Annotated in this window: 14 protein-coding genes; 12 read left to right on the top strand and 2 right to left on the bottom strand. The window is 63.2% G+C overall.

Annotated features, from left to right (window positions below; translation table 11 throughout):
- Positions 1-401: 401 nt before the first annotated feature.
- Positions 402-713: a hypothetical protein gene (locus ACZ1JY_RS20870; RefSeq protein WP_010890953.1), complete on the top strand. Its 312-nt coding sequence runs from the start codon at positions 402-404 to the stop codon at positions 711-713.
- Positions 714-841: 128 nt separating this feature from the next.
- Here ACZ1JY_RS20870 and ACZ1JY_RS20865 read toward each other — a convergent pair whose 3' ends face one another.
- Entirely contained in the window at positions 842-1,069 is a 228-nt protein-coding gene (locus ACZ1JY_RS20865) for a hypothetical protein (protein WP_041551550.1), read from the bottom strand.
- A gap of 454 nt (positions 1,070-1,523) precedes the next feature.
- Between ACZ1JY_RS20865 and ACZ1JY_RS20860 the strand changes: the two genes are divergently transcribed.
- From ACZ1JY_RS20860 to ACZ1JY_RS20820, 9 genes are all read left to right on the top strand, one after another.
- Entirely contained in the window at positions 1,524-1,814 is a 291-nt protein-coding gene (locus ACZ1JY_RS20860) for a ribbon-helix-helix protein, CopG family (protein WP_010890955.1), read from the top strand.
- Positions 1,801-4,131: a type IV secretion system DNA-binding domain-containing protein gene (locus ACZ1JY_RS20855; RefSeq protein WP_010890956.1), complete on the top strand. Its 2,331-nt coding sequence runs from the start codon at positions 1,801-1,803 to the stop codon at positions 4,129-4,131. The genes ACZ1JY_RS20860 and ACZ1JY_RS20855 overlap by 14 nt, the downstream gene beginning before the upstream one ends.
- A 3-nt stretch (positions 4,132-4,134) precedes the next feature.
- Positions 4,135-7,176, top strand: a complete 3,042-nt coding sequence (gene mobF / locus ACZ1JY_RS20850; protein ID WP_010890957.1) for a MobF family relaxase — start codon at positions 4,135-4,137, stop codon at positions 7,174-7,176.
- 38 nt (positions 7,177-7,214) lie between these two features.
- Positions 7,215-7,415 carry a hypothetical protein gene (locus ACZ1JY_RS20845; protein WP_234007470.1) on the top strand — a complete coding sequence of 67 codons (201 nt, stop codon included), beginning with the start codon at positions 7,215-7,217 and terminating at the stop codon, positions 7,413-7,415.
- Between the two features lie 2 nt (positions 7,416-7,417).
- Entirely contained in the window at positions 7,418-7,621 is a 204-nt protein-coding gene (locus ACZ1JY_RS20840; protein WP_010890958.1) for a hypothetical protein, read from the top strand.
- A gap of 19 nt (positions 7,622-7,640) precedes the next feature.
- The gene (locus ACZ1JY_RS20835) at positions 7,641-7,997 is read left to right on the top strand and encodes a hypothetical protein (protein WP_010890959.1); all 357 of its coding nucleotides are present in this window, start codon (positions 7,641-7,643) and stop codon (positions 7,995-7,997) included.
- A gap of 108 nt (positions 7,998-8,105) precedes the next feature.
- On the top strand, positions 8,106-10,547 hold the full coding sequence (locus ACZ1JY_RS20830; RefSeq protein WP_010890960.1) for a DEAD/DEAH box helicase: 2,442 nt from the start codon (positions 8,106-8,108) through the stop codon (positions 10,545-10,547).
- Between the two features lie 105 nt (positions 10,548-10,652).
- A complete protein-coding gene (locus ACZ1JY_RS20825; RefSeq protein ID WP_010890961.1) occupies positions 10,653-10,868 on the top strand; it encodes a DUF5818 domain-containing protein in 216 nt (71 codons plus the stop codon).
- 245 nt (positions 10,869-11,113) lie between these two features.
- Positions 11,114-11,299, top strand: a complete 186-nt coding sequence (locus ACZ1JY_RS20820) for a hypothetical protein (protein WP_041551553.1) — start codon at positions 11,114-11,116, stop codon at positions 11,297-11,299.
- A gap of 2 nt (positions 11,300-11,301) precedes the next feature.
- On the opposite strand, the gene ACZ1JY_RS20815 is transcribed toward ACZ1JY_RS20820, so the two are convergent.
- Positions 11,302-12,072: a GntR family transcriptional regulator gene (locus ACZ1JY_RS20815; protein ID WP_041551555.1), complete on the bottom strand. Its 771-nt coding sequence runs from the start codon at positions 12,070-12,072 to the stop codon at positions 11,302-11,304.
- A gap of 187 nt (positions 12,073-12,259) precedes the next feature.
- Between ACZ1JY_RS20815 and ACZ1JY_RS20810 the strand changes: the two genes are divergently transcribed.
- Entirely contained in the window at positions 12,260-12,922 is a 663-nt protein-coding gene (locus tag ACZ1JY_RS20810) for an FCD domain-containing protein (protein ID WP_011906606.1), read from the top strand.
- Positions 12,923-13,050: 128 nt separating this feature from the next.
- On the top strand, positions 13,051-13,248 hold the full coding sequence (locus ACZ1JY_RS20805) for a hypothetical protein (protein ID WP_122129310.1): 198 nt from the start codon (positions 13,051-13,053) through the stop codon (positions 13,246-13,248).
- The last annotated feature ends 2 nt before the right edge of the window (positions 13,249-13,250 follow it).

Raw genomic sequence — 13,250 nt, 5'->3', positions numbered from 1 at the left:
GGTGTCCGGTCTCACCGCCGGATGCCCTTCTTTTTTGTCGATCGGGACGCACGAAATAATGGCCCGGCTCGCTCGCTTCTTGCCCCCGCCTGTAACGGCCTTGCGGCCTGCTGGCAGGGGCGCGAAGCCTTCGCATCGGCCGGGCAGGCAACACCCGTGTTTGGGGCGACCGGGGCGCTGACCAACAGGGTTAAACACTCTCGCAGACTTGCCAAGCATGATGGCCGCCATTGGCCCGCGTCAAGAAGGGCAGTTCCCCCAATTTTTACGCCTGAAGAAGGCGAAAAAATCGGCACCCCCACCCCCGCTGCGCGGCGGGCCGCGGGCGACCCGTTCCTGACCCGGACCAAGCTCGGCCATCCCCGAGGAGACCTCTTCAATTCCTTTGACAGGAGGCTCACATGAACGCTCTTACCAAGACCCTCGACATCCCGGCTTTCGACCCCATCAGCTATGACGCCGCAGTACGCGCCGCCAGCATCAGGGCCCAGCACAGCTTCTTCGACCAGCACGTCATCGAGGACGAGTTCGGCTGCTTCCTCGCCATCGACGAAGGCGATTACAACGCCCTGCCCCAGGACCTGATCGACCGGATCGTCCATTCCGTCCCCGGCATGATGGCTGACGACTTCGACGAGGCGAACATCGCCCGCGCCGCAAGCTTCATGAGCGTGGTGATGGATCCCGAATGGGACGCGGATTGCCCGTTCTGAAATGACCAAAGTTCGCAGCGCCGGAGGGCTCCGCTGAGGGGCTCTCCGGCCCCCCTTTTTTGCGTGTCCAGATAAAGCGCAGCCGGGGCATCGAACCCCGGCTGCGCTGGCCTTTTGCAAGGCCGGTTTCAGCTTGCCCGAAGGCGTTTCTCGGCTTCGTCCAGACCGAGCTTTGCGAGAGCGGCGAAGAAGCCTTCGACCCTCTCGAACGGCGCCTTGCCGAGAACCGATTTCTGCATCAGTTCAACGCTTGCCGCCCGCTCGCTGTCACGCAGTTTCGCCTCGCGCGTTTCCAACGCTTGACGCTCCTTCGCGATCGCTGCTCGTTCCGCTTCGAGACTTCCTTTCCTGGCCATGATTGTACCTCTTGGGTTGGTGCTGAAACCTCCCGCGCGCGAGGACCGTCATCCTGGCCAGCTTGGCAAGCCCCCTGCCCTGTATCGCCCCGGTCGGATCTGCAGACTGCGTGCAATCCTGCGGCCCAGGCTACCGTTGGCAGGCCGTGAAAGGCCCACCCGGATTCGGGCAAAATCACCAAAACCCGCGAGCCATCAACGCTACAGGATCAAGGGGAAGAGGTGCAGACCGTACACGGCAGGACCGTCTGGAAAATGACGGAAATGCGTGGGTTTGGGCCAAGAGCAAATGTCCGACGGGGTCTGACATCCTCCAAACCCCGCAGAATACCGTCATTCCTGCGTCAGACCCTGTCTGACATGGCCCGCTGACACCCTCGGCATTGCCAATGAGACCCGCATAGCCTAAAACGGCGCTGCGCAATTCCCACCAGGCCCTGATGAGGGTCTGGTTATGGCAGATGAAGTCCGGCTCACGGTTCGGATACCGCGCGACCTCGCAAATGGCGTCGAGAAGGTTCAGGCTGCGCGCGGCCTGACGCCCTCGATCATTCTGCGCGACGCGCTCACCCTGTACCTCGAAGCCTTCGCCGGCAGCACCGAAACCGAGCGGCGTCGGCAGTTCTCATCCGAGTATCTGTTCCTCGGCATCGATCTCCTGATCCAGCGCCAGTTTCCCGATGCGCATGAAGCCCTGATGGCGGAAGCCGACCGCCGCGTGGAGGCGCTCTATGCGTCGTCCTGACACCTGGTCCGATCAGGCCCGCCCCGGCCAGCTCAAGCACCATTCGGCGCGCGGGAACATGCCGCGCAACGCGGGCAATTTCACTCGCGGCTCGCAGCTCATCACGCACGAATTCCTGATGTGGTTTTCCTCGGCGAAGATGCCGCTGCTGGTGTGGTTCTTCACGTTCCTGATCGCGCTCTCGATCGTCCTCGCGCTGCTGCTTCACGAGCATGAAGTGCAGATGATCCTGATGCGGATCTATGCGGAGGGATGGAGCTTCATGGAGTTCAGCCCGCGCAAGATCCTCAACCTAACCTTGCCCTCCGGCCGCGTGATCCCTGCCCCCGTTTCGATGATCGCCAGCCACCCTGATGTCGTCATCGCCTGGAACAAGCTGATGCGCGCAATTTGGGGTTCGCTGTTCATCTCGCTGTTCGTCGCGGTGCCGCTTTCGGTCTGGTTCATCGACCTCTCGCGCAAGCGCGGCAAGGCGATCCTCGAAGAACGCCACCAGCGCGGCGCGATGCTGGTCGACGCCAAGGAGCTTGCCGCCGTGATCAACCAGCACAACAGCGCCGCGCTTGCCCAGGAGATTGCCGAACGGATGCCCGGCAAGACCATGGACGACGTCATGAAAATGAGCTTTGCCGAGCGCAAGGCCGCCGGCATCCACCACGTCTACAACATCGCCGGCGTATCGTTTCCGTGGCGGAGCGAACAGGCTCACACGATCATGATCGGGTCGACCGGGACCGGCAAGACCACGCAGATGCGGGACATGATCGCGCAGATGCGCGTGCGCCAGGATCGGGCGGTCGTGTTCGATCTTACCGGGGCCTACGTCGAGGCGTTCTATAACCCCGAGACCGACACGATCCTCAACCCGATGGACGAGCGCTGCCCGAGCTGGTCGCTGTTCGACGAGGGCAAGAACTACGCCGACTTCACCGCGATCGCATCAGCCATCTTGCCGACCGACGGCGGCGGCTCGGACCCCTTCTGGATGCTGGGAGCAAGGACATTGTTTGTGCAGACCTGCGTCCAGCTCATGAAGCTCGGCCAGGCGACCAACGCCGCACTCGCCTACCGGCTGATGATGGCCGACCTTGAAGAGGTCCACGAACTGCTTCGCAATACCATTGCCGAGCCGCTGACCGCGCCAGTCGCGGCGCGCATGGCCGAGTCTGTCCGTGCAGTTCTCAACACCAATGCCCAGGCCTTGTTGTTTATTCCCGAAGGCAAGGAACCCTTCTCGATTTGCGACTGGATTCGCCACCAGGACAAGCCGGGCTCGATCCTGTTCATTACCTCTTCGCATAACGAACTGGTGCTCAACCGGGCGCTCTTGTCGCTGTGGATGAACCTTGCGGTGCATACCCTGATGCGGCTGCCGCGCACCCGGTCATTGCGCACCTGGTTCTTCTTCGACGAAGTCCATGCGCTGCACCGCCTGCCAGCGATCGAAGACGGCTTGCAGACTGCGCGCGGCTTTGGCGGCGCCTTCGTGCTCGGCATCCATTCCTTCGCCAAGCTAGCCGAGACCTATGGCAAGGAAGGCGCGCAGAACCTTGCCTCGCTGGCCCGCACCAAGCTGATCCTGGCAGCGGCCGATCGCGACACCGCCGAGCACTGCTCGGACTACATTGGTCACCGCGAAGTGCGGATGATGGATGAGGCCTACAGCTACGGCTATTCCAACATCCGCGACGCCGCGACCATTACCCCGCGCTCGGAAGTGCAGCCGCTGGTGATCCCCGATGACATCATGCGCCTGCCTTCGCTGCGCGGGTTCCTGGTCTTTCCGGAAGGGTTCGATGCGGCGCGGATCAGGCTCACCTACAAGGACTACCCCAAGGTCGCAGAGGGCTACATTCTGCGCGAGAACGTCGAGCCTATCGAGTTCATCTCCATGCCCAAGGGTGACGATGAAGTCGCCGAGACCGGCGGCCGGGACCGCAGCGGCGAACCGGAACTGGAGCCGCGCGGCGAAGACCTTGGGCGCGACCCCGCAGTGCCGTTGTCACCGGCGCTCGAGCCCGACGCCAATGCGCCGGAAATCATGCCCGATGGACCAAATCCTGATCCCAGTGTCGGCAAGCAGATGGCATTTCGTCTGGAGCAAGCGCCTCAGAACGAACGCACCAATAGCCGCGAGCAGGACCCGAGTCAGAAGGCTGAAAAGAGTTCCGCGTCCAAGCCTGCCGCGCAGCGCACCGTCGGGTCCCGCGAACTCAATGACCCCGCCATCCCCGACAAGGAATCTGAGCGCGGCGCGAAGACCGCCAAGGGGATCGAGGACCAATCGCATTCCCGTGACGACGGACCGGAGCTCTAGGCCATGCACTCGATCGCCTCCGTCCGGTCGTCGAGCGGCGCTGCCGACTACTTCGCCAACGACAACTACTACTCGGCCGATGAGCACGCGGAAGCGGGGGTCTGGGGCGGCGAAGGTGCGCGCGCGCTGGGGCTTGAGGGGCAGGTCGAGCGCGATGCGTTCGAGGGCGTGCTCAATGGGCGGCTGCCCGACGGCGAGATGGTCGGGCAGGTCGAAGGTCGGCGCCTGGGTCTCGATCTCACCTTCTCGATGCCCAAGTCTGCCTCGATCCTGGCGCTGGTCAGCGGCGACCGGCGGATCATCGATGCGCACCTGGCGGCGGTCAAATCGACCATGTCGCAGCTTGTCGAAAAGCAGTTCGCCGAGAGCCGCAACTATGAGCGCAGCCGCAGCGGCGAACCCCAGAAGACCGGTAACCTCGTCTATGCCCTGTTCGCCCACGATACGAGCCGCGCGCTCGATCCGCAGGGGCATATCCACGCCGTCGTCGCCAATCTGACTCGCGATCCCAAGGGCACCTGGAAGGCGCTGTGGAACGGCGAGATCTGGAAGAACAACACCACGATCGGCCAGTTCTACCACGCCGCCTTCCGCGCCCAGTTGCAGAAGCTCGGCTACGAAACCGAGGCTGCCGGCAAACACGGGTCGTTCGAGATCAAGGGCGTGCCCGCCGAGGTGATCAAGGCCTTCTCGACCCGCACCACCGAGATCGAGGCGAAGATCGCCGAGGTCGGGGCAACCCGCCTCGAAACCAAGAAGCAGATCACGCTTTATACCCGCGATCCCAAGCTGGCGGTCGAGGATCGCGGCGCACTGGTCGAGGGCTGGCAGCAGCGCGCGGCCGAGCTCGGGTTCGACGGCAAGGCTCTTGTTGCCGCAGCCAAGGCGCGCGCCGAAGTCGAGGCGCGGCCGAGCTTCCGCGAGACGGCCACGGCCGCGATCGGCGAAGTTTCGACCCGGATCAACGCCGCGCTGCGCACCCCAAGTCCGCTTGCCGTGAGCGGGGCCGCAGCATTGTTCCTGTCGGCCGCCACCATCAAGGCTCAGCACGCCACCGCTTCGGCGATCCGTCATCTCTCCGAGCGCGAGGCAGCGTTCTCGCCGCAGGCAATCCTGGCGAGCGCGCTGGGGTTCCATATCAAGGGCCTCGAGGGCGGCGCAGTGGTCCAGCGAATTGGCGAGCTCATTCGCGACGGGCACCTGATCCCCGGCAAGTCGGACCGGCTCGACGGGCACTCCGATCTCGTGACCACGCCGGCCGCACTGGCCATGGAGCAACGCATCCTTGACACCATCGAGCGGGGTCATGGCGAGGGCCGCGCCTTCATGCCGCCCGAGGCGGCGATGACCCGGCTGCAGGAGGCCGCGCGTGAACTTGGGCGCGAGCGTGCCGGGGTGGACACCTGGCAACTCAACGAAGGCCAACTCGCGGCGGGCGTGGCGATCCTCTCAGGCGGCGATCGCTTCCTCAACGTCCAGGGCGTCGCCGGTGCGGGCAAATCCACCCTGCTAGGCGCACTCGACAAGGTGCTGGACGCGGAAGGCGTGAAGCTTGTCGGGCTCGCTTTCCAGAACAAGATGGTCGCTGATCTGCGCGGTGGCGGCGGTCAGGGCATGTCGGCCGACCAGATGCGCGAGGCGGGGATCGAAGCCTATACCATCGCCCGGTTCCTCAATACCTACAGCTCGGCGGCCGCTGCAGGCAGCGGCGAGCGCTACGAGGCAGCGAAGGCTGCGCTCGCCAATACCGTCATCATCACCGACGAAAGCTCGATGGTTTCCTCGCGCGACATGCTGCGCCTGGTGACGCTCGCCGAGCAGCTCGACCTCGCCAAGGCGCCGTTCATGGGCGACCGCCAGCAATTGTCGGCGATCGAGCAGGGCAAGATGTTCGCGGTCTCGCAGGCCTCTGGTCAGGCGACCGTGCGGATGGATGAGAACATACGCCAGAAGAACTCGCCGCTTCTCCTCGCAGTTGCGGGGCTCTCGAACGAGGGCCATGCCGGCCTCGCACTTGACCTGCTTGCCGCGCACGGCCGCGTAATCGAAGCAGGGCCCGACCATGTCGCCCGCGCCGCCGAGCTGTGGCTCTCGCTCGAACCCGACAAGCGCGAAGCGACCGCGATCTTCACCGCCGGGCGTGACGATCGCGCCGAGATCAACGCTCGGGTCCAGGCGGGGTTGCTCAAGGAAGGGACATTGAGCGGCGCGGGCGTGCCGCTGGCGACCCTCCAGAGCGTCAACGCCACCCGCGAGGAGCTGCGGTTCGCCTCGACCTACCGGGTGGGTCAGGTGCTTGAGGCGCGGATGGAGGTGCGCGAGATCGGCCTCAAGGCCGGCGAATACCGGGTGAGCGAGGTGCGCAAGGACGGCAAGGTCGTGCTCGAGCGCGATGGCAAGCGCAAGGTCATCGATCCTGACCGGATCAATCCCGATCACCGCTTCGACCGGCTCGGGCTTCATGAAGAGAAGCAGATCCGCCTCCACGACGGCGAAACCGTGTTTTGGCGTGACAAGGACGGGTCCCGAGACATTGCCAAGTCGACCTACGCCACCGTGCTCGAGGCGCGAGCAGAAGGCATCCGGGTCGAACTTGCGGACAAGCGGCAGCTTGTCCTGGTCCCCGGCGATCCGATGCTGCGCCGTCTCGACCTTGGCTATGCGCTCAACGCTCACATGGCGCAGGGCATGACCAAGCCACAGGCGATCGAGGTCATCTCTTCGACCCAGCGCAACCTTGCCACCCAGCGCACGCAGAACGTCCTCAATACCCGCGCCACTGACGACATGACCGTCGTCACCAACAACCTCGAAGGCCTGAAACAGCAACTCGACCGCACGCCCGGCAACAAGACCTCAGCGCTCGAAGTCACCGGTAAGGTCGAGGTTGAGCCGCGCCATGTGAACCCGATCGATACCCGGCAGGTGCCCGAACTCCGCATGAGCCCCGAGCTCAAGGCCAAGCTCGACGCAGTGCTCGGCAAGGTGGCGGAGGCGCCGGTGAAGCAGATGCGCCCGGAAAAGACGCTGGGGCTCGACCTGTGAGGGCTCGGTTTGCCTTTTCTCCCGACGCCGCGGGCCGCGTGTTCGATCGCGCGCAGGCAACTCTGGTCTGGCTGGCGGTGCTGGTTTTCTTGTCTTCCGAGCCGGCGGTGCGCGGCCTGGCGATCGCCGCGATGCTCGCCGTCGCGCTCGCGGCAACGGTGGTCGCGCTCCTCGCTGAGGCCGCCCCGTCCCTTCCTCAATCGCCAACCCCTCCCCCGGCTGCCCATCCTGGAGACTGACCATGGCCTACGAGCATGACGAAATCGGCGACTTTGCCAGCGAGCGCGACGCGCAGGACTGGGCCGAGCGCAACAACATCGATCCATCAGATCTCCACTTCCGCGCCCGCGGCAAGCGGGGTGTCACCCTGAGCGTGCGCCGGTCGGCGCTCGGGGATTCATCGCAAGCCGACCTCTCGTTCGGTCGGCGGACCGGCTTTTTCTGAAAACCCAAGGAGAATGATGATGAAGTGTACTCTCTATCTCGTCCTGCCGTTGCTTGCGGTAACGGCCACCCCTGCCCTCGCGGCGAATCCGAGCTCGCAGGAGCCGGCGGCGACCGCAGCGACCCCCGCCGCCGCGCAGCGGGCAACCGACAGGGAGGCCATGACCGAGCAGGTCCGGCAGAAGCTCGCGCGCCTGCGCGAAGCGCTCGAAGCGCGCAAAGGGGATGCCAAGGCCGGCGTGCCGCGCGCCCAGCATGAAGTGCAAGGCCTCTGTTCGGATTGCCCGGACGAGGACACGCACGCCCATCATCATTCCGTCAGCGAAGGGAGCGAAGTCGACTGCATCGAGTGTGTCGACCGCGCAGTCTACGCCTGATCGGGAAGGCGCGGTCCGGGTCACCTCCCACCGGGCCGCGCCGACCCGCTCATTCATTGTCGACCGGTTGGGCGCTGCCTTCGCCACGCACAAACCAGGAGAGATCCAATGCTCGCTACTGCCGATGCCCCGCCTACCTCCGTCGCCCGCAATAGGCGGCGCAAGGCGTTATGGCAGCCACGCGCTGACCAGACGCGCCTTGCAGCACGGGTCGCCGAGATCCTCAGAACCTCGAGCCATGCCTATCTTGAGGCCCCCACCGGATCGGGCAAGACCCTTACTATGGCGCTTATCGGCGAGCTCCGCGCAGAGGAGACCAAGGTCTACCTTGCGCATAGCGTTGATATCGTTGACCAGACTTCCCGTCAGTTTGATGCCTTCGCTGCCGCTGGCGTGATCTCCAACCGCGCGTCATGGCGTTGCACAACGTGGCAATCCTATCGCGAAGCAGTCCGGCGAGGCCGGCTCCAGGAACTCGTGGGCACGGCTTCGCCCGATCTGGTTTTTGTCGATGAATGCCACATCGGAGGCGGCGATGGGCCGGACAGCAATGTCTCCTTTCAGGCAATCCGCGCGACAGCAAGGAAAGTCGTCTGGGTTTCGGCAACTCCCTGGGACGTCAACGAGGCGGTACTTGGAGTTCGGGAGGGTTGCTCTGCGGTCCTGCGAATGCAGGAGGCGTTCAATCTCGAACTGCTCAATGCGACGGACATTGTCCGGATCGACTGCGGTCTCAGATTGCGAGCCGCGGTCGCACAGTTGGAAAAGAGCTCGGGGGCCGCCTTTTCGTCGCTTGCGAGGCAAAGCTTCGTAGTTGAGCAGGATTGTGCCGAGCTCGCCTATGATGACCTTTCTGGTCAGGTCGAAAAGTTGCTCGACCGCTCGTTGCGTCCATCTGACGTTTCGACCATTGTGCGCCATCGCATCCGCCTTCTCGCCGACGTCTATCTGCAGCGACATATGTCCGAACGCGCGATGTTCTGGCTGCCCAATCAGACCTATGCTCGTGAATGTGCGCAATACATCGCCGACCGGCTCCCGAGCGGGGAACGCGCCGAAGCCATCATCCATGATCCCGGCAATAGCGTCGCCGAAATGGAATACGGTATTGCGGCGCGAGAGGCGTTTGCCAGGGAGGACGGCTCGGTCAGGGTTGCTTGCGTCGTATTCCGGCTCCGCGAAGGGTTCGATTCACCGGGGCTGCGTCTGGGTTTCGATTGTTCGTGGTCGCCGCGCAATTTGCGCGCAACGGTTCAGAAGATCGGTCGGCTAACGCGCAAGGCCCCAGGCAAGCCGCGCAGTCAGTATTACTATGCGGTCGACGTTAAGACAGTCGCCGGGGCCCGAGCGAGCCAGTTATCCGAGGCCTTTCTCGGGGGGGTACAGGCCGCGCTTCGTGCGGACATACCCAGTGCGCAGTTCACAGCTGAGGCAATTATCGAGGCAGGTGCGATTGCCAACGCGATGAGCGGCAGCGTCGGCGGCGGGCCGCGCAGCTTCTGGTCGCAGGGCTCCTGGACGGGCGAAGCAATCACCCGCGCACATGTGCCGCTTTTCGAGTTCGACCAGGTTGCCGGATATGCCGAAGTCAGCCGAGCAACGCTCGATGCCGCTTTCCTCAAGCCGGACGAACAACTGGACGAGTCTGTTGTAGCCGAACTCGCGGAGCGTTTCCTGGAAGGGCTTGAGCAGGGCCAGCGCGCAGAAGACTATCCGCCTGCCGTGGTCAACGCTCTGCGGCGCTGCTGCACCAAACTGGATTCTCTCCATGATTTGATGTTTCATCGCCGTCTCAACCGGGCCACGCCTGCTCTTGCGACCAGGTGGGGCTGTGTTCTGTCGGATGTTGTACTCGACCGGATGGACCGGGACGATGCCATTGTCGCAGCGATCGAGGCAGGCAAACCGCGTCCGTCGCAAAGGACCTTTGAAGGGCAGCAGTTTTCTCGCGCTTTGATTGCAACTGGCCCCTACTTTCGGCCTGATCTCGCGGCACGCTTGGCCGTCTTGGGACAATATGAGCCGCAGCAGGACAGGCGCATGCGGCTGAAGCATGAAACCGACTTGAACATCGAGCGGATAGTCGGACTAATCGAACGCGGCGAAGAGCCACCTGCGCAAGGCACGGCCGACCGAAATCGGCTGAGTGGCTGGCTCTCGCCTTTTGGTTCAAAGACCCGTCCCGATGTGCGGGAGCGGATCGAGCGGGTCCGTCCCGACCTGATTCCGAAGGGGATTTCCTATGTCGAACGGGACGCCTCGCGCCGACAACGGCAGCTAGAGATGATTGCATGGGTGACACAACACAAGGCCCTTCCCCCTGCAAGCAGCGGCCTCGGCAAAATTTTGAAGGCCTGGGTCCAGAGGAATCCCTCATTCCTTGCCGCATTTCTGAAGGAACTAAAAAATGCTGCGCGCCCGGGAAAGATCGACGTCAAACTCAAGCCTCGGACAAACCGAAAGCGCAAGGCTAGGAAGCCCTTGGCCAGGAGCGGGACACGCTCGGCAATATCGCCTGTCGCCCAGCATTCGGCCGCGATGCCGCGATGACGCACATGCAACGCTGGAATTTGTCCGGCCGTTTGCTATGGACACCGACGTGTCCGCACAAGTGCTCCGGCACGCAATCTACCCAATTCGAACCCGATCCAGCACATGAACCTCCCTGCCCGCCGCACGGCCAACACCATAACCGGAACGATCGAGGCGGGACCGCGCGGACCGATCCTGCGCGATGCCGACGGCCTTGCCTGGCGGCTGCATTTTGGCGAGGAATCGGTGCCAGAAGGACTGGAGGGACAGGTCAGCGTGCGCGGCAAGATCGTACAGCCCGACCGGATCGACGTCGAGTTCTGCGCCGCGATTGATTGAATTCTCGGCTCGGCGCGCACGTGCAAACTGTACTCTACAGGTATCCATCGTCATGACGGGCCGGGAGCGGAATTAGCAGCCGATGTGATCTCGAGTAGTCGAAGCGCTGCGTGATAAGGGTGCCTACCTAAATTGCACCATTTCAGAGACATTATTCGGCAAATTTAACTTGGCGCAATATTGACAGATTCCCAAGTTTCAACAATCGTTTGCTTGGATTTTGGCTCGGGGGCGGCTTGATGCGAATGCAGCGACTGCTGATCGATCGAAGCACGCTTGACCTGATCACCTCAGATGCCCGGGACTTCCTCAATGTGCTGAACGCCGCCGGGCTATTGAAGGCATCGGCCCTGATGCAGGGCGTCCTCGAACAGCTCGCGTCGGACAGAAATCGCCTGCCCGAAGACAGTGACAAGACAGGTACAAACTAGGGCTATCTGAGGTTGGCGGCCGGAACTCCGAACGGGATCGTCCGGCCATCGGCGCCCGGCTCACGTGTGCCCTGACCAAAGAGCCTGCCCTCGAACTCGAAGGTCGGCGCGAACCGGACAATCGTCGCCGCCTCGCCCGCTTCGCGCCCGGCCAGGTCTTCAATCGCCGCCAACACCGCCTCGCGCGACGAGTAGATGTCCTCGCGCATCAGCAGCCGCGCCATCGAGCCCGATCGCTCGGCGATGGCGGACGCGATCTTCTGGTGCATGCGGAACGACTGTTCGGCATCTTCGGCGCGCTGTGACCAGACGATCCGGCGGTGAAGCGCATTGGGAAGCACCATGCGCGCCATCTCCGGCATTTGCGGGATGCGCGACATGCGCATGATCTCGACGTGGAACCTGAGGTTCTCGATGACCACGCGCTCGAGTGAATCCGGACCCTCGGGCGTCGCTTCCCGGGCTTCGGCGGCGAGCGCGGCAAGCAGAGAGATCTCGGCATCGCTGGCCCGCTCAGCCGCGCGAAACGCAGCGAGGCCTTCGAAATTGGCGCGCATCTCGAACAGGTCCTCGACCTCTTCGCGGCCCCAGGTGCGCACGGTAAATTCGCTCCGGCCCTGGCGGGTCAGGTAGCCTTCGTGAGCTAGAGCACTCAGCACTTCGGCGACCCCGGCCGGGCGGCAATCGTAGACTTCGCCAACCTCGGCCTTGCTGATCGACTGCCCCGGAAGGTAGCGCGCAGACAGCACCCCGAACCTCAATTCGAGGAACATGAGTTCAGAAAGGGACTGTGCTCTGGTCAATCGACCTCCCTCATGGGTGAGTTCTGGCTCACCGCATTGTTTCGTACTTCCTAGCACAACATCGTTTTGATTTCCGAATCCGGGAGCTTCGCATTATCCCCATTTGGTCGTCGTTCGGGTTTTTGGGGCAGCAGTGGCCAAAGCAAAATTGCCAGTCATGACAACGATTGCCTGCCCGGCGCAGATGATCTTTGCCGTGCTGCGCGAGCCCCGCAAGCGGCGGCGCTATGACAGCGCGGTCGATATTCCCGGCCTTCAGGGTCGCGATCCCGCCGAGGCAGAGCGCCTGGCACTTGAACTCACCGATCTTGGCCTCATTGCGCGTGACCATGGCCGCTACACCATCATCGACTGGAGCGTTGACCGGATCTCCGAGCACCTGGCTCTGGCCGGTGCGATCCAGGCCTTGGCGGCAGCCGAGGTAGCCGCTTGTCACGGAAAGACGGATTTCAGCCATCTCGAGGCGCTGAATTCGGCGCTCAAGGCCTATGACGACATGGATGCGGCAAACCTGCTCCAAGGGGCCTACATCGATTATCAGTGGCACCTCGAACTCGTCCGTCTGAGCGGTAATCGGGCGGCGCTTGCGGCTTATGGCAAGGCGGTTCCGCCGGCGGTGTGGATTGCAGGCGCCAACTACTTCCAGCTCGACGAAGCGCGCAGTTCCTTGGTCGAGCACGACCGTCTGGTCGCCTACATGAAGGCGGGCGATACCCTGCGCGCGCGTGATGCGGTCTCGTTCCATGTCGAGGAAGCCGCCACGCAGATCCGTCGCGCCGGCACGGCAAGGATTGAGAGCTATCCGAGCAAAGGGACCTGACCTCCAGCGCCGCAGCGCTGCGAGGAAAGGGGGTTCTAGGCTTGTGCGGAGGGCTCGACCTGTTGCTGGCACATGATTGAAAATCCAGTCTGTTTGGGGTAATCATGGCCAGGGCGAGGAGACCCTCGATGGACCATGATCGCTACGGACTGGATGGAATGCCAATCTCTTGTCGCGGGGCCGACTGCGACCCTGTGACAGGCATTGCTTTTCCCAAGACTCCAACGTCTGAGAATGGCGGCATTCCGCATCTCAGAGTTATCTTGGCTTTGATGATGATCGCGTTTGTCGGCTTCTTCGCATGGCAGACCCATATGCTTGGCTAAGC

Source organism: Novosphingobium sp. BL-A-41-Hi4B-X5A (assembly GCF_055521705.1).
Note: the sequence above shows the minus strand (reverse complement) of the source record. Positions and strands in the feature narration are given on the sequence as shown.